Raw genomic sequence first — 19902 nt, forward strand, 5'->3', positions numbered from 1 at the left:
TCGGTACCGAAACCAATCTATTTTCGGCTGTCCGTCCGGGAGTTGGGCCGGTCCGATCGGCACCGTGGGCGAAGCGGCGGCGCAGGGCACGTAGACTGACCTTGCCCCTCACACGCCCATCCCCAGGGAGCACCCCGGTGACCAGAGCCGATCTGTCGGTCCATAGTCCTAATCTTCTCTCTTCGAACCCGTCCGACGAGGACGAGAACGAGCCCCGCGAGGAATGCGGAGTCTTCGGCGTCTGGGCGCCGGGAGAGGATGTGGCGAAACTCACCTACTACGGACTTTATGCGCTGCAGCACCGTGGGCAGGAAGCGGCGGGCATCGCCGTCGCCGACGGTTCGCAGGTGCTGGTCTTCAAGGATCTCGGGTTGGTAAGCCAGGTGTTCGACGAGCAGACCCTGGCAGCGATGCCGGGCCACGTCGCCGTCGGTCACTGTCGCTACTCCACCACGGGCTCGACCACGTGGGAGAACGCGCAGCCGATCTTCCGCACCACCGCCGCGGGCAGCGGCATCGCCCTCGGGCACAACGGCAACCTGGTCAACACGGCGGAGCTGGCGCAGCGCGCCCGTGAAGCCGGACTGGTCAACGACAAGCGCCCCGGCGGCGCCACGTCCGACTCGGACGTCGTCGGCGCCCTCCTCGCGCACGCCGCCGCCGACAGCACCATCGAGCAGGCGGCCATGAAGCTCCTGCCGACACTGCGCGGCGCGTTCTGCCTCACTTTCATGGACGAGCACACGCTCTACGCGGCCCGAGACCCGCACGGCATCCGCCCGCTGTGCCTCGGACGCCTGGACCGCGGCTGGGTCGTCGCCAGCGAGACGGCCGCACTCGACATCGTCGGCGCGTCCTTCGTCCGCGACATCGAGCCCGGCGAACTGCTCGCCATCGACGCCGACGGCGTCCGCTCCTCCCGCTTCGCGAACCCCGAGCCCAAGGGCTGCGTGTTCGAGTACGTGTACCTGGCCCGTCCGGACAGTGTCATCGCCGGACGTTCGGTGCATTCCACCCGCGTCGAGATCGGTCGTCGCCTCGCCACCGAGCACCCCGCCGAGGGTGACCTCGTCATCCCGGTCCCCGAATCGGGCACTCCGGCCGCGGTCGGTTACGCGCAGGGGTCGGGCATTCCGTACGGCCAGGGTCTGATGAAGAACGCCTACGTGGGCCGCACCTTCATCCAGCCGTCGCAGACGATCCGCCAGCTCGGTATCCGCCTCAAGCTCAACCCGCTCAAGGAAGTCATCCGCGGCAAGCGCCTCGTGGTGGTGGACGATTCGATCGTCCGCGGCAACACCCAGCGCGCGCTCATCCGGATGCTTCGCGAGGCCGGCGCACTGGAGATCCATGTCCGGATCGCATCGCCGCCGGTCAAGTGGCCCTGCTTCTACGGCATCGACTTCGCCTCCCCGGCCGAGTTGATCGCCAACGGTGCGGGCGGCGGCGGCGAGCCCGGCAGCTTCGACGAGATGCTCGAAGGGGTGCGCCGCTCCATCGGCGCCGACACCCTCGGCTACATCTCCACCGAAGGCATGATCGCCGCCACCGAGCAGCCTGCGTCGCGACTGTGCGCGGCCTGCTTCGACGGCACGTACCCCATCGCGCTCCCCACGGAGACGTCGATCGGAAAGAACGTTCTCGAGGGAATGCTCGAGAGCGCGGCAGGCGGTCCCGCGACGCGGGAGAACGACAACGCGAACGCCCTCAGTCGGCCGTAGGCCGGGATATCGGGATCCGGCCGGAGAACGTACTCCGGTACCGTAAGGACGCAATCACAGCACTCGATTGCCCGACCGACACGATTTTGACGAGCAACAGAAGGCTGGAGTAACAACCACATGACCGAGGATCCGACAAGTCGCCCTGGCGCGTCCTACGCCGCCGCAGGAGTGGACATCGCCGCAGGCGATCGGGCGGTGGAACTCTTCGCTCCCTTGGCCAAGCGCGCCAGCCGTCCCGAGGTTCTCGGTGGTCTCGGTGGATTCGCGGGTCTGTTCTCGCTCAAGGGTGACTACAAGGAGCCGCTGCTCGCGGCGTCCACGGACGGGGTGGGCACCAAGCTCGCCGTCGCTCAGGCACTCGACAAGCACGACACCGTCGGCCTGGACCTGGTCGCGATGGTCGTCGACGACCTCGTCGTCTGTGGTGCCGAGCCGCTGTTCCTGCAGGACTACATCGCCGTCGGGCGGGTCGTCCCGGAGCGTGTCGCCGAACTCGTCAGCGGCATCGCCGAAGGCTGCATCCAGGCCGGTTGCGCGCTGCTCGGTGGCGAGACGGCGGAACACCCCGGTGTGATGGCGGACGGCGACTACGACCTGTCCGCGACCGGCGTCGGTGTGGTCGAAGCCGACCAGGTGCTGGGGCCCGACCGGGTCCGTCCCGGCGACGTCGTGATCGCCATGGGGTCGTCCGGACTGCATTCCAACGGTTACTCGCTGGCCCGCAAGGTTCTGCTCGAGATCGACCACATGAGCCTGACGGCGCACGTCGACGAGTTCGGCCGCACCCTGGGCGAGGAGATGCTCGAGCCCACGAAGATCTACGCCAAGGACTGCCTGGCCCTCGCCGCCGAGACGGACGTGCGCACCTTCTGCCACGTCACCGGCGGTGGACTGGCCAACAACCTCGCTCGGGTCATGCCGAAGGGTCTGGTCGCCGAACTCGACCGCGGCACGTGGAGCCCGGCTCCGATCTTCGCGATGATCGCGCAGCGCGGACGGGTGGAGCGGGCCGAGATGGAGCAGACGTTCAACATGGGCGTCGGCATGGTCGCGATCGTGGCGCCCGAGGACGTCGATCGTGCGCTGGCCGTCCTGACGGCGCGCCACATCGACTGCTGGACGCTGGGCAGCATCAAGAAGTCGCACGACGTGTCGGCCGAGCGCGCAATACTCGCCGGCGATCACCCGAGGTTCTAGGGTCGGACGCCGTCTGTCGGAACGGGGCGAGCTAGTGGCCCCGACCGGCTGAAGATGTGGAAATGAGGGGGAGCCGGTATCGGCTCCCCCTCATTTCGTTGTCTTTAGATCTCAGCGCCGCCAGTCGTCGTCGTCCTCCCGGGAGTGACCCTCCCTGTCGGCACGCTGGTCAGCGAAGACCTCGTCCCGATGCGAGTTGGACGACCCACCTGAGAGCTCTCGTTGCAGGCTGTCAAAATCCGTGGTCGGTACGCTGTACTTCAGCTCGCGTGCAACCTTGGTCTGCTTTGCCTTAGCCCGGCCGCGGCCCATGGCTGACCCCCTCGCGCTTTCGCGGGGCGGCCTGGGGAATTTGGCGGCCCCGTTTGAGTGTGTAAGTTCCTGCCCCACACTCTAGCGTGGAAAAGTCCCTCGCGCTTCCATCCACACCCCGAAGCGGTGTCGGTTTAGTCTCACCGGGCTCGCGAGCTGCCCCGATGCCGGTGTTTCGCCTTCAGAAGACTCCCGGAATTGCCCGGACCGTCCCCACCCGGACGCCGCCGCCGAGCACGGGCTGCGATGCGAGGGCCGCCAGATCCTCGGTCCACTCGGCGCCCATCCGGTGGAGAAGTGCTGCGGCGAGGGGTAACCGGGCCCGTTCGTGGCCGTCGTCGATCTTCAGCGCGAACGCCGAGCCGTCGGGGAGCGCGCCGGCGTAGACACCGTCTGCTCCGGCCTTCGTCATCAGCCCGGGCACGACCGGCATCAGCCGCGCGTCGTCCTTGCCGGTGCCCGAGACGAGGTAGGGGTGCTCGCGGACGGCGTCGGCGACGGCGAGCTCGGGGGAGTCGGGCTCGGCGGTGACGAGCCGGGCGAACGCCCGCGCCAGATGCGTCAGCGACAGCGGGACGATCGGCAGCCCGCATCCGTCGATGCCGAGTTCGGCGTCGACGTCGCCGCTGATCGACCCGAGCGTCTCGACGACCGCGAGTTGCAGCGGATGCGTCGGCTCGAGGTAGCTGTGCAACGGCCAGTCGTTGGCCAGGCACGTGGCGAGCATCGCCGCGTGCTTGCCGGAGCAGTTCATGTACACCGGGCGGGGGAGCTCACCGGCGGCCAGCAGTTCGGCCCGGGCGAGTTCGTTGGAGGGCAGATCGGCGGGGCAGCGGAGCTGGTCCTCGTCGAGGCCGTACCGGGCGAGCAGCCGCTCGACGAGTTCGATGTGGTCCGACTCGCCCTCGTGGGATGCGGTCGCGATCGCGAGCTCTTCGGAACTGGACGGTTCGAAGCCGTTCCGCAGCATCGTCACGGCCTGCCACGGCTTGTTCGACGACCGCGGGTAGATCGGCGTGTGTACCTCGCCGAGGGTGAGCGCGATCTCGCCGTCCGCGCGGAGGATCACCGCGGAACCGCGGTGGACGCACTCACGGAATCCGGAACGGACGACCTCGACCAGTTCGATGCTCAATACGTGACCTGCACTTCCAGTCCGGCGATCCGTCGGCTGGCCTTGTCGGCGACGGTCGGAGAGAGGTTCTCCTGCTGTTCGAGCAGCGCCACGAACCGTTCCGGGTCGCGGCCGGTGAACAGATCGCGCACGGTGACGCCGTGGTCGGGCACGTGGATGCGCTGGACGGTGTCGCCGGCGCTGACCGACCCCTCCGTCACCACCCGCAGGTACGCGCCCGTGTCACCGCGTTCGGAGAACCGCTTGACCCACCGGGGCTCGGCGGCCCAGACGCCGAACGTCCCGCACGGTGTCCGCGGGCTGGTCACCTCCAGTTCGGTGGTGCCGATCCGCCAGCGCTCGCCGATCACGGCGTCGGTCGCGGCGATCCCGTCGAGGCGGAGGTTCTCGCCGAACCATCCCGGGGGCAGTTCGCGGCCGAGCTCCGACGCCCAGCGCTGCGCCTCGTCCTCCTGGTAGGCGTAGACGGCCTTGAACGGGCCACCGTGGTACTCGGTGTCGCAGACCCGGTCGCCGACCAGTCCGGTGGTCGTGACGCGCACAGGGCCGTCGACGGGCCGCTTGTCGATCGCCGTCCGGGTCACCCGGCGGGTGCCGCTGTCCCGTTCGGTGTGCAGCACGCAGACGGCCAGCACCTCGCCGGCCGTCGCGGTCGCCTCGCTCACCGGCCCCGGAGCCGGTCGACGGCGGCGCGGCCCGCCTGGACCGTGTCGTCTGCAGGCACGGAGTCGGGGTCGATGGACGCGGCGCACGAGCCGGCCACCAACTCGGTGTCGGTGGGGATGGACCGTTTGACGAGGGCCAGCGCGATGGGTCCGAGCTCGTGGTGGTCGATCACCGTGCCGATCCGTCCGACCGCACGGCCTCCCGCCGTCACGGGGTCGCCCGGTTCGGGCCTGCCCTCGGCGCTGCCGTCGAGGTGCAGCAGGACGAGGTGACGGGGCGGTTTGCCGAGATTGTGGACGCGGGCCACCGTCTCCTGGCCGCGGTAGCAGCCCTTCTCGAGGTGGACGGCGCCGTGGTCGGCGGGACCGCCGATCCAGCGGACCTCGTGCGGGATGGTGCGATCGTCGGTGTCGAGTCCGATCCGGGGCCGTGCGGCGGCCACCCGCAGTGCCTCGAACGCCCACGTTCCCGCGGGTGCGGCGCCGGCGGCGGTGAGCCGGCCCCACCACGTCGCGAGTCCTTCCCGCGGGATCAGCAGGTCGAAGGACTCGGCGGCCGGCCACGGCATGCGGCGGACGAATCCGCCCCCGGGCACCGCGACGGCGGCGTACGGCTCGGCGGGTGCCACGACGCCGGCCGCGTCGAGGACCGTCACGGCGTCGGGGCCGAGCACGCTGAGGACCGCGAGCTCGTTGCCCTCGCGGGGCTCGGCCTTGGACCAGAACACCATCTTGGTGAGGAACGACAGGAGGTCGGGTCCGCGGTCGGCCTCGGTGTCGATCCAGGTGACGCCGTCCAGATCGGTCTGGACGAAGTGGTGCTCGACGCGGCCGTTGACGTCGAGGCTGAGGTTCTCGGCGCTCGCGCCGTCGGGGAGCGCGGCGACGTGCTGGCTCGAGATGGTGTGCAGCCAGGTGAGTCGTTCGGGTCCGCTGATCGCGATGACGAACCGGTGGGAACGGTCGACGACCGCCGCGGAACGTTCGGCGCTGCGTTGTTCGCCGAGTGGATCGCCGTGATGCCAGGCGACGCCGGCGTCGGGAGAGCCTTCGGGCGCAGGAACCGCGCCCGGGGCCGTGAGGAGTGGACTGGGTGAGACGGGCAGTTTGTCGACCACGAACCCAGTCTAGGGACCATGGACCACGGGTGGCGGTCAGCAGGGTCGATAGGCTGGGCGTCATGTCTGATCGAGTGCTGGTGACACTGGACCACGAGGTGCGGGACGCGGATGCCCCGCTGCTGCACGCGGACGATCTGGCGGTGGTGCGCGGCGACGGTGTCTTCGAGACGCTGTTGGTGCGTGGCGGTCGCGCACTGAAGGTCGAGGCCCACCTCACCCGTCTCGTCGCGTCGGCGCGCGCCCTCGGATTGCCCATTCAGGACCTGGACGAGTGGCGCCTGGCACTCGAGCTGGCCGTCGAGGAGTGGGGGTCCGAGCGGGAGGGTGCGATGCGACTCGTGCTCAGCCGCGGCCGCGAGTCCGGTGGCGACCCGACTGCTTTCGTCACCGTCGGGCCGGTGTCCGAGCGGATTCTGGAGGCGCGGCGCGACGGGGTGTCGGTACTCACATTGGCCCGGGGCTATTCGGTGGATCTGTCGGCGAGTGCGCCGTGGCAGCTGCTCGGGGCGAAGACCTTGTCGTATGCCACGAACATGGCGGCGCTGCGGTATGCGGCGACACTCGGTGCCGACGATGTGATCTTCGTCAGCAGCGAGGGCAATGTGTTGGAAGGGCCACGTTCCACGGTGGTCATCGCCCGCGACAAACACCTCCTCACGCCGCCGCCGGAGCACGGAATCCTGCCCGGAACGACGCAGCAGGCGCTGTACGAGGTGGCGTCCGGCAAGGGGTTCCGCTGCGAGTACGCGGCGCTGCGGCCGGCGGATCTCATTACGGCGGAAGGTGTTTGGCTCATCTCCAGTGTCACCATGGTCGCGCGGGTGCGCAAGATCGACGGACTTGCCCTGCCCGACGCACCGCTCGCCGACGAGATCGTGGAGCTGGTCGGCCTCGCGGTCGAGGCGGCGGGCACCGAGTCTGCGGAGGCTTGACAGGTCTACTACATTTCGTAGTAGCAAAGTCCTGCGGGGGAAACGACCCCGCAGTACGTTGTTTTCAAGGGTCGGGCGGAAGCCCACGCTCCGGCCCTGAAGCCTGTCCTACGGGCCCAGTTTCGGAGTAGCGATGGATGCCTTGGATGTCTCCCGGTGGCAGTTCGGCATAACCACCGTCTATCACTTCATCCTCGTTCCGCTGACGATCGGGCTCGCCCCGCTGATCGCCGTCATGCAGACGATGTGGGTGGTCACCGGAAAGGACCACTGGTATCGGCTCACCAAGTTCTTCGGGAAGCTGTTCCTGATCAACTTCGCGCTCGGCGTCGCCACCGGCATCGTGCAGGAATTCCAGTTCGGGATGAACTGGAGCGAGTACTCACGCTTCGTCGGTGACGTGTTCGGCGCACCCCTCGCCCTCGAGGGGCTGGTCGCCTTCTTCCTCGAGTCGACGTTCCTGGGCCTCTGGATCTTCGGCTGGGGACGGCTGCCCAAGCTCGTCCACCTCGCCACCATCTGGCTCGTCGCAATCGGTGTGAACGCGTCCGCGTACTTCATCATCACCGCCAACTCGTTCATGCAGCACCCGGTCGGGGCCATCTACAACCCCGAGACCGGACGCGCGGAACTCACCAGCATCTGGGAACTGCTCACCAACAACACGGCGCTCGCGGCCTTCCCACACGTCGTGGCCGGAGCGTTCCTCACGGCAGGGACGTTCGTGGCCGGCGTCGGCGGCTGGTGGATGGTGCGCAGCATGCGCAAGTCGAAGGAAGCCACCGAACCCGAAGTGGCGAAGAAGCACGAGGAAACCGCGAGGACGATGTTCCGCCCGGTCACCATCCTCGCGCTGTGGGTGATGGTCGCCGCGGGCATCGGACTCGCGATCACCGGCGACATCCAGGGCAAGCTGATGTTCGAACAGCAACCCATGAAGATGGCATCGGCCGAATCGCTGTGCCACACCGAAACCGGCGCCGACTTCTCCATCCTCACCGTCGGCACCCAGAACAACTGCGAGAGCATCACCCAGCTCATCAAGATCCCCGGCCTCACCTCGTTCCTGGCGGACGGCACGTTCGACTCCACCGTCGAGGGCGTCACCGAGATCCAGGCCCGCTACGAGGAGACGTACGGGCCCGGCAACTACAAGCCCAACCTGTTCGTCACCTACTGGACGTTCCGCGCGATGATCGGCTGGGCCGCCGGGTCGGCGCTGCTCGCCGTGGTCGGTCTGTGGATGACCCGCGGCGGCCGCGTCCCGGACAAGAAGTGGTTCGGCTGGTTGTCGATCGCCGTCATCCCGACACCGTTCCTCGGGAACAGCGCGGGCTGGGTATTCACCGAGATGGGTCGCCAACCGTGGGTCGTGGCACCCAACCCGACCGGTGTCGACATGATCAGACTGACTGTCGACCAGGGCGTCTCGAATCACTCCCCGTGGACCGTCTGGGTCTCGCTCATCACGTTCACGGTGGTCTACGGGGCGCTGGCCGTCGTGTGGTTCACGCTGATCCGCCGCTACACGGTCGAGGGACCACTCGAACACGACGCGCATCCACCGGGTGACGACCACGACGAGCCCGAAGAACCGGGCAAGCCCGAGCAACTCTCGTTCGCGTACTAGGGGAGACGGTCATGGGACTTCAAGAAGTGTGGTTCATCCTGATCGCGGTGCTCTTCATCGGGTACTTCGTCCTCGAGGGATTCGATTTCGGTGTCGGCATGCTGATGCCGGTGCTGGGCAGGCGCAAGGACCCGAACGGGGACACACGGCGGCGGGTGGTGCTCAACACCATCGGCCCCGTGTGGGACGGCAACGAGGTGTGGCTCATCACCGGTGGCGGCGCGTTGTTCGCCGCGTTCCCGGAGTGGTACGCCACGTTGTTCTCCGGCTTCTATCTGCCGCTGCTGATCATTCTCGTCGCGCTCATCGTCCGGATCTGCGCCATCGAGTACCGCGGCAAGATCGACGACGACACCTGGCGCAGGCGGTGCGACTGGGGCATCGTCTTCGGGTCCTGGGTGCCTGCCGTGCTGTGGGGTGTTGCGTTCGCGAACATCGTGCGGGGCGTCGACATCGACGCCGACAAGCAGGTCACCTCGAGCCTCTTCGATCTGCTCAATCCCTATGCGTTGCTGGGTGGTCTGACGACCGCACTCGTGTTCGCCCTGCACGGCGCGGTGTTCCTCGCCCTGAAGACGGCCGACGAAGTACGCACGGACGCCGTCGAACTGGCGTCCCGGCTGGCGATCCCGGCCGTTCCGGTGGCAGGCGCGTTCGTGCTGTGGACACAGCTGGCGCACGGCAAGGGCTGGACGTGGATTCTCGTCGCGATCGCCGCCGCCGCACTCCTCGGGGTGGTCGCGTTCACCCGCGCCGAACGGGAGGGCTGGGCGTTCCTGCTCACGTCGATCGCGGTCATCGCCACGGTGGCCCTGCTGTTCGGCTCGCTGTTCCCCAACGTCATGCCGTCCACACTGGACGCCGCGTACAACCTGACCATCGACAACGCCTCGTCGAGTCCGTACACGCTGAAGGTGATGACGTGGGCCGCCGCCTTCCTCACCCCGGTGGTGCTGATCTACCAGGGCTGGACGTACTGGGTGTTCCGCCAACGGATCTCGACCAAGCACATCCCGCCGTCGATCGGTCTCCCACTCGGGCGCAGATGAGCGCAGCGGTAGGCGACGCACCCCGCCCGGCCGACGAGCGCCCGGGCGCGGAGCGAGGTTCCCGGCGTCCCGTCGATCCCCGCCTCTGGCGATACTCCGCGGCGGCCCGCGGGTACCTCGTCCTCACGGTCGCGCTGTCGATCGTCAACGTCGCGATGGTCATCGTGTCGGCACTGATGATCGGCCGCGTGCTCGGCGGGGTCATCGTCGACGACGCCACCGACCTCGGGCGATGGTCCACCGAACTGGTGGTCCTCGCGACCGCGGTGGGCGTGCGGGTGCTCGGCACCTGGCTGCAGTCCCGGTTCGCGCACCGGTCCGCCACGCGGGTCGTGGCGGAGCTGAAGGGGGAGGTCCTCGGCGTCGCCACCCGTCTGCGACCGCGCGAACTCGACCCGCGGCGGGACGAGATCGCGACCGTGCTCACCCGCGGAATCGACGGTCTCGTGCCGTACCTCACCGGGTATCTACCGGCGCTGGTCCTCGCGGCGACGCTCACTCCGGCGACGCTCGCGGTCATCACGTTTCAGGATCTGACGTCGGCGGCGATCATCTTCGTCACACTTCCGCTCATCCCGATCTTCATGATCCTCATCGGTCTGCTCACCAGGGGCAAGGCCGCCAAGACGCTGACCGCGATGACCACACTGTCCTCCCAGCTGCTCGACCTCCTGGCCGGCCTGCCCACGCTCCGCGCGCTGGGCCGCGAACAGGGACCGGCGAGGCGGGTGCGTGAACTCGGCGACGCCCACCGCCGCACCACGATGTCGGCACTGCGGGTGGCGTTCCTGTCGTCGATGGTGCTGGAACTGCTGGCCACGCTGTGCGTCGCACTCGTCGCCGTGAGCATCGGACTGCGGCTGGTGTACGGGGGGATGGAACTCGAAGCCGGAATCGTCGCACTGATTCTCGCGCCCGAGGTGTACCTCCCGCTGCGGATGGTCGGAACTCAGTTCCACGCCGCCGAGGACGGGATGGCCGCCGCGAGCCGGGCCTTCGCCGTCATCGATACCGATCGTCCCGACGACGCCGCCGACGGTGCGGTTCTGGTCGACGCGGCCGGGGCGCGAATCGAATTCGACGGCATCGACGTCCCGTCCCGGCACGGCCCGGCACCGCGCGGCCTGACCGGCGCCCTCGAACCCGGTGCGGTGACCGTCCTGACCGGACCCAACGGTTCCGGGAAATCGACTGCGGTGCAAGCACTCCTCGGCCTCGTCGAACCCGAGCGCGGGGAGGTGCGGGTGGCGGGTACCGCCGTGAGTTCGCTCGACCGGTCCGCGTGGTGGGCGCAGGTGGCGTGGCTCCCGCAGCACCCCGTCCTCGTACCCGGCACCCTGGACGAGAACCTCCGGCTCATCGGCGAGGTCGTCGACCTCGAACAGTCCTGTGCCGCGACGGGTTTCGGCGAGGTCCTCGCCGAACTTCCCGACGGCTGGAACACGCGCGTCGGGTCCGGCGGAACGGGACTGTCGCTCGGTCAGCGGCAGCGGCTCGCGCTGACCCGCGTGCTGGCCACCCGGCGTCCCGTCCTGGTGCTCGACGAACCCACCGCGCACCTCGACGACGCGTCGGAGCGGACCGTGCTCGATTCGCTGCGAAGCCTGGCCGCCGCCGGCCGGACGGTCGTGGTGGTGGGGCACCGGCCGACCGTGCTCGCGGCCGCCGACCGGGTGATCGAGGTGAGCGCCGATGTCGCGTGACCCGCTGATCCGGGCATTGCCGCTCCTCGACCTGCAACCGGGGCGGGTAGTGCGCGCCGTCGCCGCCGGCGTGGCCACGCTGGGCAGTGCGCTCGCGCTGGCAGCGTTGTCGGCATGGTTGATCACGAGGGCGTGGCAGATGCCGCCCGTCCTGGACCTCAGCGTGGCCGTCGTGGCGGTGCGCGCGCTGGGCATCTCCCGCGGCGTCTTCCGGTACCTCGAGCGGCTCGCCACCCACGACACCGCGCTGCGCGGGACCACGTCCGCCCGCACCCAGCTGTACCAGCGGCTGGCCGACGGCGACCCCGCGGCCGCTGCCGGCCTGCGCCGCGGCGAACTGCTCGCCCGCACCGGGGCCGACGTCGACACCCTCGGTGACGTCGTCGTCCGCGCGATCGTCCCCATCGCCGTGTCCGTCGTCCTGGCCGTGGCCGCCGTCGGCATCCTCGCGGTGATCTCGCCCGCCTCCGCACTCGTGCTCGCCGTGGCGCTCTCGGTGTCGGGGGTCGCGGCGCCCTGGTTGTCCGCGCGGGCCGCCCGCCTCGCCGAGACGTCCGGGGCCGACGCGCGCGCCCGGTTCAGTGAGGACGCCGTCACCGCGCTCGATCACGCCGCGGAACTCCGCGTCGCGGGTCGCCTCGAGCGAACCGTGTCGCGGGCGGTCCGCTCCGAACACGCCGCGGTCGCGGCCACCGACCGCGCCGCCGCACCCAGCGCGTTCGCGGACGCCGCCACACCACTCGCGGTGGGCGTGAGCGTGATCGCGTCACTGCTCATCGGCATGGACCTGTATTCGTCGGGGACGATGAGCCCGATGGCGATGGGCATCGTCGTGCTCCTGCCGCTGTCCGCGTTCGAGGCCACGGCCGCGCTGCCCGCCGCGGCGGTCGCGCTGACCCGGGCCCGGATCGCGTCCCGCCGGATACTCGCCGTGCTCGACGCCGCCGTCGCGGATCCGCACCCCGGGGACCGGGAACTGGACGGGCCCGCGGAGGTCGTCGCGAAGCACCTGCGGTGCGGCTGGCCCGGAGGGCAGGTCACCGCCCCGCTCGACCTCGACCTACAGTCGGGCGCCCGGGTCGCGATCGTCGGCGGCAGCGGGTCCGGGAAGACGACCACCCTGATGACCCTGGCCGGGTTGCTCCCCCCGGTGTCGGGGACGGTCCAGGTCGACGGACTCGACCTCCACCGGGTCAGATCCGAGGCTCTCCGCCGGAACGTCGGATTCTTCGCGGAGGACGCGCACCTCTTCGACACGTCCGTGCTCGAGAATCTGCGGGTGGCGCGCGGCGACCTCCAGGTCGCGGAGGCGCTGACCGTCCTGGAGTCGGTCGGGCTCGGGGGATGGGTGTCGGGGCTGCCGGAGGGCGTGCACACGACCCTCGCGGGCGGTGCCAGGGCAGTGTCCGGTGGACAGCGTCGCCGACTGCTCCTCGCCAGGGCTCTGCTGTCGCCCGACCGGGTGCTCTTGCTCGACGAACCGACCGAGCACCTCGACGCCGACGCGGGCGCCGACCTGCTCCGGCGACTGCTCGCACGCGACGGCGGACTGGTGTCGTCGCAGCGCACCGTCGTGGTGGTCACCCACCAGCTGCCGGAGGATACCAGCGCTGACCTGGTGATACGGGTGGAGAAAGCTGAGAGCGAAAATGCGTTGCCGACTCCGTGAGTGCGGCGTACTTTCTTCAGTACACGAGGAAGGAGGTGGTCTGAAATTGTATGACAGACGGACACGTGAGGTGGCTGCCAGCTAGCCGCTACCGCTGACGGAATTCACTGACCGCGCGAGCGGCGAGCGAATCCCAGGCAGCTACCCGGCCCCCGAGCCCCCGGTCTGGTCCAGATCGGACCCGGTGCACACGCACCGGAAGGCTCGGGGGCCGTTGTGCGCTCCGCGCCCGTGAGTACTTCTTAACCGCCCGGGGGCTGTTTCAAATTTCCGGGTCGGGGTGTCCGCGTGCCGCGGCGCCCCGACCTGATGTTTCTTGGATAATGTGTTGGTGGCCAAGGGGTATCGACCGGTGAATCGTGATCAGCAGTTTTTGTTGCCACCGGACATGCGGGAGTGGGTGCCGCCCACGCATCCGGTGTGGACGGTGATCGAGATCGTCGACACCCATCTCGACACCAGCGCTTTTCACGGCTCTCGCCGCACCGGGGGTGCCGGGCGCGCCGGGTACGACCCGGACATGCTGGTGACCCTGCTGATCTGGGCGTGGTCGCGGGGGGTGCGGTCGTCGCGGCAGATCGAGCGGGCCTGCTCGGAGGTGGTGTCCTACCGGGTGATCTGCGCCGGCGACACCCCCGATCACGTGACGATCTCACGGTTCCGCAAGGACAACCACACCGCCTGCGAGGCCCTGTTCACGCAGGTCCTGATCCTGGCCGCACGGTTGGGTCTGGGCCGACTCGAGACGATCGCGTTGGACGGGGTGAAGATCGCCTCGAACGCATCGAAGGACGCCAACCGCACCGAGGACGGGCTGCGCCGGGCAGCCGAGGCCGAGGCCGCGCGGATCGCCGCCGCCGCGGTGGCCGCGCACGCCGCCACCGATGACGCCGAGGACGACCTCTACGGCGAGGACGATCCGGGCCCGGGACAGGTGCCGGCGGAGTTGGCCGATCCCAGCACCCGCTCGGCCCGGATCGCCGAGGCATTGGCCCAGCTCGACGCGGAGAAGGACGCCGAACGGTGCGAGCGGGACCAGAAGGCGCAGGACTATCTGGCCCGGCTCGACGCGGGCCAGACGGTGATGGGCCGGGTGCCGGTCGGGGCCGAGGTCGCCGCCGCCGAGCGGCGTCTGGCCGAGGCGGTCGCCGCCCAGCACGCGGTGATCGAGCGGTTCCAGGGTGGCACCGAGGCCGGGGGCGGGGGCACCCGGTTCGCACCGAAACCGGTCGAGAAGCACCACCTGGTCCGGCGCCGGCGCACCGAACTCGACACCGCCCTCCGCAAACAGGGTGAGCGCGCCGCCGCCGCCGGGCAGCGGCGCCGCAACACCACCGATCCCGATTCGCGGTTGCAGCCGCTGCGCGGCGGCGGCTGGGTGCAGGGCTACAACTGTCAGGCCTTCACCAGCGAGGACGGGTTGATCCTGGCCACCGGGGTCGGGACCGGCCCGGCGGACTACGACTATTTCCCCGAGATGGTCGACAAGGCCGGGGCGGCCGCGCACCTGATCGACACCACCCGACGTGGGAAGGAACCGACCGGCACGAGCCCGGAGGAGCTGATCGGGGTGATGCTCTTCGACGCCGGCTACTGCTCCCGCGAGAACCTCACCGCGCCGGGCCCGGACCGGTTGATCGCCACCGGCAAATCCCGTCACCTCGAGGCCGCCGCCACCGCTGATCCGGTCACCGGACCGCCACCGCCGCAAGCGGATCCGATCCAGGCCATGACCCACCGGCTGCGCACCGAGGCCGGTATCGCCACCTACCGCAAACGCTCACCCATCGCCGAAACCGTGTTCGGGCACGCCAAACACAACCTCGGATTCCGCCGCTTCACCAGCCGCGGCCTCGACCGCGCCCGCAGCGAATGGGCGTTCCACGCCGCCGTGCACAACCTCGGCAAGATCCTCACCCACCTGACCGGAGGCACCCCGCTCCCGGCCACCCCCTGACCCGGCGGGGGCCACCCCCGCACCGGCACCCACCGCGGCATGAGACACCCGCACCCGGACCGCCCTCACTCAATTCCGCAACAGCCCCCCCGACGTTAATAAGTACTCACGGCAGCGGGGGCACGGGTTCGGACCACTCCAGCCGCCCCGCTCGAGCACCGTCCGCACCTCGGCCGCGACGTCGCACGAGCGCCGCGTCACCTCCTCCCAGACCAGCGTCGCCTTGCCGGCGAGTTCCGCCGCGTTGCCGCGACGCCGATCTCGCAGGGCCACCGACCGCGACGAGTGATACCGCAGTCCGTCCAGCCGCACGAGGAGCGGAACGCCGCTTTCCGAATAGTCGACGTCCTCGTAGAGGGTTCGTCCGTCGACGAGAACAGGCGACTGTCGTCGAGCGGCCGGCAGTCCGTGCGCGAGTTCCACGTCGATCGCGTACCGGTGCTCGAGAATCGACTGGACTCCGCCGGACACGAACGTCAGAGCGTCGGTCAGAGCCTTGCGGTACCTGCGCGGTGGACGCTGCTCGATCCGTCGAAGCAACTCGTGGACCGGAATGTCGCTGCCGGTGACCGCCGACACGAGGACGCGTGCGGCCGCCACCGCCGACGGCTCCGCGACAGCGAGATCCACGACGGTGTCGGCCTGGGACGTTCGAGGCGGAAGCGTCGGGACGAGGATGTGGGCGTGCGCCCGGGATCGGTGCACCACGACCCCGGGATGCAGGAGATCCCCCTCGCGGGGAACGGGACGGTCGGATCGCCGGCCGGCCTTCCGATACGTCGGTCCCTGCGGCTCCGCAGACAATCCGTAGGGCACCGTGACGTGAATCGGCCCGTCAGGGTCGACGGGCATCAGCCCCCACTCCTCGGCCGCCGTCCGATGGCTGAGAATCGCTCGGGGACCGCCGAACAGCAGTGCCGTCCACAGCCTCATCGGCCGGTCGAGCGGACCGTTCGTGACGGCGTAGACGCCGTGCAGAACCGCCGACCACTGGCCGGACTCCACCATGTGCTGAATCTGCCGGGTCGAGATACCCAGTCCGCGCAGTTGGCGGGCCGTGACGAGGCCGTGCTGATAGTCGAGGACTGTTTGGAATTCGGGCCTGAAGTCGATCGTCGCAGTCGTCATGGACGCGACGGTGCGCACGCCGACCGACAGGATTCGTCCGAAACAGGCCGATCTCAACTGACCTGTGGATGAACCTCAGGTTGTGGATAACCCGAGCCGTGAGTACTTGTTAACCGCCCGTGGTTAATAAGTACTCACGGGCGCTAGCCAACGTAGCGGGACAGACGCGCGGAGAGGTGGGGACGCAGCTCACCGTCGGCGATGATGCGTTCCTCGACGTAGGCGAGGTCGCCGCCCTCGACGATGCCGTAGAGACGCTTGGCGCCGCCGACGAGAACACCGGAGGTGCTGCGGATCACGACGTCGGTCGCGAGTTCCCACGACGACTGGGTGAGGGCCTGACCGTAGAACAGTTCGACGATGCCGGAGCTGTGGGCGAGGAGGAGTTCGACGACTTCCTCGTTGGTGCTGCCGGGGATCCCGTCTCCGCTGATCCGCCAGAAGCCGGTTTCGTGGAGGTCGGGGCGCACGTATTCGCCGTCGGCGTCGAGGACCCAGGTCTGGGATTCCCACTTGAGGTAGTTGCCACCGTTGTGGGAGACGATGATCTGCTGCCCGAAGGGGTAGTCGCCTGTGTCGGGGTCGTGGCCTTCCCCTTCACCGCGCCACACACCCACGAGGGGCAGTACTGCGAGGAGTTCGTTGTTCAGATCCGGGCCGAGGCGCAGATTTGCGGTGTCCTCGGGCAGCGGAAGGTCCGGAAGCTGCGGGATGTTCCGCGACGCCGTCGTCTTGGAACGCTCGATGGCGTCCGCGACGGCTGCATCACCGCTACCACGACGCACGGCGGGGGTGTCCCCAGCGGGCGCGCTCGTAGTCGGGTGCTCGGAAGGCGGATCTGCGCCTGCGTCCGGGTTCTGACTCACGACTCGTCGGTGACCAGGCGGTAGATCGTGTAGAGCGAGAACCACGTGATCAACACGGCGGCAAGGACAAGAAGTACCTCGAAGAAGATAACCACGGGGACATCCTAAACCGAACCCGTCGAACGGTCGAAACGGGAGGCGACTTACCGTGACTGCGGCTACGGTTTCTCGAAGGCGACCACCCGGTCGGTTCCGAACATTCTCATGCGGTCGTCTCGTCTCCCGTCCCTCCCGGAGGTCCCATGCTTCGATCGAGTACTGCCGTCACCGGTCCGGTGCGGGCCGCGATCGCGGCGACGGTGCTGCTGCTGACCGCCACCGCGTTCGGTGCTCCCGGCCTTGCCGTCGCCGCGCCCGACACCGGGAGCGCAGACTCGGGAAGTGCAGATTCGGGGAGTGCCGACACGGACCGTGTCGATCCGAACAACTACGCCGCCGACTGCCCCGACGTGATGATCGTCGCCGTATCCGGCGCCACCGACTCGACGGCGGACCGCAACCCTCTGGCTGACGAGAATCGGCAGCTCTGGTCGAACTGGGTGGGCAACGTGACGGTGCCGACCGGCGAGGCCAACAAGGACGATCCGGGGACGGTGGGGTGGATGTACGTTCCCTACCCGTCCACGTACGGTCTGGGTCTGCTGCAACCTGTTCCGACATACCAGGATTCGATGGCTGCGGGTGTTGCGTCGACGAACAAGATTCTCGACGAGAACAAGGTGAAGTGCGGCGACGACACCAAGTACGTGCTACTCGGATACAGCGTCGGCGCCGAGGTGGTCGAAAGGGTGTCGCGTGAACTCGGCCACCGAGACGGCAACGCTCTGGTTACCGCCGACGACATCGCCGGCGTCGCGCTGATCGGCGACCCGTACCGTCCCGCGGGCACCCCCTCGATGGGCGAACCCGGCCCGCCCGGAGGCGGTTTCATGTCGTCCGAGCCGGCCGACTACGGCGCTCTCGACGGCAAGATCACCTACGCGTGCCGCCCCTACGACATCGCGTGCGACGCGCCGCAGGAGATCGCCGTTCTCGAACTGGCACTCGGGGTGCTGGGACAGATGCACTTCACCCTGCTGAACCCGGGCCAGACGGTCTCCGACTTCGCGAATGCGGTGACGAACATGGCGGCGCGGTCGATTGTGCACATCGTCACACACGAAGACTGGTTCGCCTCCGACGAGTCCTTCCTCGACGTTCTCCGCAAGGTCGCCGACCGGACTTACGACCCAGACGGCCCGGACCGCAACATGCAGGTGTCCCAGGAGCAGATCGTCGAGGCGCTCAACTGGGCGATGGGTCCCGGTTCGGAGGTCGTGAAGGCGAAGCTCGCCGACGAGGGCCCGGGGTTCGTCGAGGACAACAGGGACGTCTTCGAACTGGTGATCAAGCCGTACATCTTCCTGGGCTTCATCCAGCACCTGTTCTACTGGAACAACAACCCGAACGACCCCTGGTACTGGGAGAGCGAGAAGGTCGTCGACTGGATCACCGCACTCGCGCAGTCGGAGAAGGGCGGCGAGACCATCCCAGCTGCACCGGGCAAGTAGAGTCCGCACGACGAGAAGGGCCCCGCTCCGAATCCGGAGCGGGGCCCTTCTGATGTCGTCAGCTGGTGACTACTCGCCGACCGTGACGTCGACGTTGTGCACGCCTGCGCTCGACGGGCTCACCGTCGAGGTGCCGTTGCCGGAGCTGGACAGTGCACGCACGGTCCACTCGCCGGGAGCGGCGAAGAAGCGGAAGTCTCCGGTGCCCGAGGCGACGACCTCGGCGGTGAACTCTCCGCCGCCGTCGAGGAGACGCACGAACGCTCCACCGATCGGCTGGCCGTCAGCGGCGAGAACGCGGCCGGTGATGACCGTTTCCTTCTCGACGTCGACGCCCGCGGGCAGGGTCTGGGTCTGTACAGGTGCTCCACACATGGCTCAGTGAACCTCCAACTCGATGGGTGCGCCGACGAGCGAGCCGTATTCGACCCAGCTGCCGTCGTAGTTCTTGACATCGGACTTGCCGAGGATCTCCTTGAGCACGAACCAGGTGTGGCTGGAGCGCTCGCCGATACGGCAGTACGCGATGGTGGGCTTGGACTCGTCGTAGCCCTTCTCCGAGTACAGCTTCTCCAGGTCGTCGTCCGACTTGAACGTGCCGTCCTCGTTTGCGGTGGTGCTCCACGGAATGTTGATGGCCGTGGGGACGTGTCCACGCTGCTGCGCCTGCTCCTGCGGCAGGTGCGCGGGAGCGAGGATCTTGCCGGAGAACTCGTCGGGCGAACGCACGTCGACGAGGTTCTTGCTGCCGATGGCGTCGATGACCTCGTCGCGGAACGCGCGGATCGACAGGTCGGGGGCCTCGGCCTTGTACTGGGTGGCCGCGCGGGTGACGGTCTCCTTGGAGAGGGGACGCCCGTCGAGCTCCCACTTCTTGCGGCCGCCGTCGATCAGCTTCACGTCCTGGTGGCCGTACAGCTTGAAGTACCAGTACGCGTACGCCGCGAACCAGTTGTTGTTGCCGCCGTAGAGAACGATGGTGTCGTCGTTGGCGACGCCCTTGGCGGACAGGAGGTCGGAGAACTGCTGCTGGTTCAGGAAGTCACGACGGACGCCGTCCTGCAGGTCCTTCCGCCAGTCGAGGCGGATGGCGCCTTCGATGTGGCCGCCGTCGTATGCGCTGGTGTCCTCATCCACCTCGACGAAAACGGTCTTGGGGGCGTTGAGGTTCTGCTCAGCCCAGTCGGCGGAGACTAGGACATCGGAGCGAGCCATGGTGTTCCTTTCGATGTGTACTTACTTGTGTCGGGTGGATCGTGCAGTG

Annotated in this window: 17 protein-coding genes; 9 read left to right on the top strand and 8 right to left on the bottom strand. The window is 68.6% G+C overall.

The window, feature by feature from the left end:
* Positions 1 to 137: 137 nt before the first annotated feature.
* Both purF and purM read left to right on the top strand, forming a co-directional pair.
* The gene (purF, locus tag ACLIVD_RS06050; RefSeq protein ID WP_009477905.1) at positions 138 to 1721 is read left to right on the top strand and encodes an amidophosphoribosyltransferase; all 1584 of its coding nucleotides are present in this window, start codon (positions 138 to 140) and stop codon (positions 1719 to 1721) included.
* 120 nt (positions 1722 to 1841) lie between these two features.
* Positions 1842 to 2921: a phosphoribosylformylglycinamidine cyclo-ligase gene (gene purM / locus ACLIVD_RS06055; RefSeq protein WP_005244377.1), complete on the top strand. Its 1080-nt coding sequence runs from the start codon at positions 1842 to 1844 to the stop codon at positions 2919 to 2921.
* A 111-nt stretch (positions 2922 to 3032) separates the two neighbouring features.
* On the opposite strand, the gene ACLIVD_RS06060 is transcribed toward purM, so the two are convergent.
* The 4 genes from ACLIVD_RS06060 to ygfZ all read right to left on the bottom strand — a co-directional run bounded on the left by ACLIVD_RS06060 (position 3033) and on the right by ygfZ (position 6151).
* Positions 3033 to 3233: a DUF3073 domain-containing protein gene (locus ACLIVD_RS06060; protein ID WP_005244376.1), complete on the bottom strand. Its 201-nt coding sequence runs from the start codon at positions 3231 to 3233 to the stop codon at positions 3033 to 3035.
* Between the two features lie 181 nt (positions 3234 to 3414).
* Positions 3415 to 4368, bottom strand: coding sequence for an asparaginase (locus ACLIVD_RS06065; protein ID WP_283330662.1), 954 nt, complete (start codon positions 4366 to 4368; stop codon positions 3415 to 3417).
* Positions 4365 to 5033, bottom strand: a complete 669-nt coding sequence (locus ACLIVD_RS06070) for an MOSC domain-containing protein (protein ID WP_477952453.1) — start codon at positions 5031 to 5033, stop codon at positions 4365 to 4367. Before ACLIVD_RS06070 ends, ACLIVD_RS06065 begins: the two co-directional genes overlap by 4 nt.
* Positions 5030 to 6151: a CAF17-like 4Fe-4S cluster assembly/insertion protein YgfZ gene (gene ygfZ / locus ACLIVD_RS06075; RefSeq protein ID WP_009477908.1), complete on the bottom strand. Its 1122-nt coding sequence runs from the start codon at positions 6149 to 6151 to the stop codon at positions 5030 to 5032. The genes ACLIVD_RS06070 and ygfZ overlap by 4 nt, the downstream gene beginning before the upstream one ends.
* A gap of 62 nt (positions 6152 to 6213) precedes the next feature.
* Between ygfZ and ACLIVD_RS06080 the strand changes: the two genes are divergently transcribed.
* From ACLIVD_RS06080 to ACLIVD_RS06105, 6 genes are all read left to right on the top strand, one after another.
* On the top strand, positions 6214 to 7086 hold the full coding sequence (locus tag ACLIVD_RS06080) for an aminodeoxychorismate lyase (RefSeq protein WP_009477909.1): 873 nt from the start codon (positions 6214 to 6216) through the stop codon (positions 7084 to 7086).
* 133 nt (positions 7087 to 7219) lie between these two features.
* A complete protein-coding gene (locus ACLIVD_RS06085) occupies positions 7220 to 8716 on the top strand; it encodes a cytochrome ubiquinol oxidase subunit I (RefSeq protein ID WP_283330665.1) in 1497 nt (498 codons plus the stop codon).
* Positions 8717 to 8727: 11 nt separating this feature from the next.
* Positions 8728 to 9765 carry a cytochrome d ubiquinol oxidase subunit II gene (gene cydB / locus ACLIVD_RS06090; protein WP_009477911.1) on the top strand — a complete coding sequence of 346 codons (1038 nt, stop codon included), beginning with the start codon at positions 8728 to 8730 and terminating at the stop codon, positions 9763 to 9765.
* Positions 9762 to 11468, top strand: coding sequence for a thiol reductant ABC exporter subunit CydD (gene cydD / locus ACLIVD_RS06095; protein WP_491932123.1), 1707 nt, complete (start codon positions 9762 to 9764; stop codon positions 11466 to 11468). The genes cydB and cydD overlap by 4 nt, the downstream gene beginning before the upstream one ends.
* The gene (gene cydC, locus ACLIVD_RS06100) at positions 11458 to 13137 is read left to right on the top strand and encodes a thiol reductant ABC exporter subunit CydC (RefSeq protein ID WP_491932124.1); all 1680 of its coding nucleotides are present in this window, start codon (positions 11458 to 11460) and stop codon (positions 13135 to 13137) included. The genes cydD and cydC overlap by 11 nt, the downstream gene beginning before the upstream one ends.
* A 325-nt stretch (positions 13138 to 13462) precedes the next feature.
* On the top strand, positions 13463 to 15094 hold the full coding sequence (locus tag ACLIVD_RS06105) for a transposase (protein ID WP_491932853.1): 1632 nt from the start codon (positions 13463 to 13465) through the stop codon (positions 15092 to 15094).
* A gap of 69 nt (positions 15095 to 15163) precedes the next feature.
* Here ACLIVD_RS06105 and ACLIVD_RS06110 read toward each other — a convergent pair whose 3' ends face one another.
* Positions 15164 to 16279, bottom strand: coding sequence for a type IV toxin-antitoxin system AbiEi family antitoxin domain-containing protein (locus tag ACLIVD_RS06110; RefSeq protein WP_491932125.1), 1116 nt, complete (start codon positions 16277 to 16279; stop codon positions 15164 to 15166).
* Between the two features lie 86 nt (positions 16280 to 16365).
* Positions 16366 to 17007 carry a heme-binding beta-barrel domain-containing protein gene (locus ACLIVD_RS06115; protein ID WP_025431873.1) on the bottom strand — a complete coding sequence of 214 codons (642 nt, stop codon included), beginning with the start codon at positions 17005 to 17007 and terminating at the stop codon, positions 16366 to 16368.
* Positions 17008 to 17330: 323 nt separating this feature from the next.
* On the opposite strand from ACLIVD_RS06115, the gene ACLIVD_RS06120 reads away from it, so the two are divergent.
* Positions 17331 to 18638, top strand: coding sequence for a cutinase family protein (locus ACLIVD_RS06120; RefSeq protein WP_280778710.1), 1308 nt, complete (start codon positions 17331 to 17333; stop codon positions 18636 to 18638).
* 69 nt (positions 18639 to 18707) lie between these two features.
* Here the strand turns inward: ACLIVD_RS06120 and ACLIVD_RS06125 are convergent, their stop codons facing one another.
* Both ACLIVD_RS06125 and ACLIVD_RS06130 read right to left on the bottom strand, forming a co-directional pair.
* Complete coding sequence (locus ACLIVD_RS06125; protein ID WP_005244353.1) at positions 18708 to 19013, bottom strand: DUF1416 domain-containing protein; 306 nt, start codon at positions 19011 to 19013, stop codon at positions 18708 to 18710.
* Positions 19014 to 19016: 3 nt separating this feature from the next.
* A complete protein-coding gene (locus ACLIVD_RS06130; protein ID WP_280778707.1) occupies positions 19017 to 19853 on the bottom strand; it encodes a sulfurtransferase in 837 nt (278 codons plus the stop codon).
* Positions 19854 to 19902 lie beyond the last annotated feature (49 nt).

The organism is Rhodococcus sp. G6(2025), assembly GCF_058628105.1.

What these genes read in the sequence shown, in the direction of transcription:
- ACLIVD_RS06125 (WP_005244353.1), bottom strand. Translation starts at nt 19,013, where the DNA reads ATGTGTGGAGCACCTGTACAGACCCAGACCCTGCCCGCGGGCGTCGAC.
- ACLIVD_RS06085 (WP_283330665.1), top strand. Translation starts at nt 7,220, where the DNA reads ATGGATGCCTTGGATGTCTCCCGGTGGCAGTTCGGCATAACCACCGTC.
- ACLIVD_RS06120 (WP_280778710.1), top strand. Translation starts at nt 17,331, where the DNA reads ATGCTTCGATCGAGTACTGCCGTCACCGGTCCGGTGCGGGCCGCGATC.
- purM (WP_005244377.1), top strand. Translation starts at nt 1,842, where the DNA reads ATGACCGAGGATCCGACAAGTCGCCCTGGCGCGTCCTACGCCGCCGCA.
- ACLIVD_RS06080 (WP_009477909.1), top strand. Translation starts at nt 6,214, where the DNA reads ATGTCTGATCGAGTGCTGGTGACACTGGACCACGAGGTGCGGGACGCG.
- cydC (WP_491932124.1), top strand. Translation starts at nt 11,458, where the DNA reads ATGTCGCGTGACCCGCTGATCCGGGCATTGCCGCTCCTCGACCTGCAA.
- cydB (WP_009477911.1), top strand. Translation starts at nt 8,728, where the DNA reads ATGGGACTTCAAGAAGTGTGGTTCATCCTGATCGCGGTGCTCTTCATC.
- ACLIVD_RS06130 (WP_280778707.1), bottom strand. Translation starts at nt 19,853, where the DNA reads ATGGCTCGCTCCGATGTCCTAGTCTCCGCCGACTGGGCTGAGCAGAAC.
- cydD (WP_491932123.1), top strand. Translation starts at nt 9,762, where the DNA reads ATGAGCGCAGCGGTAGGCGACGCACCCCGCCCGGCCGACGAGCGCCCG.
- ACLIVD_RS06060 (WP_005244376.1), bottom strand. Translation starts at nt 3,233, where the DNA reads ATGGGCCGCGGCCGGGCTAAGGCAAAGCAGACCAAGGTTGCACGCGAG.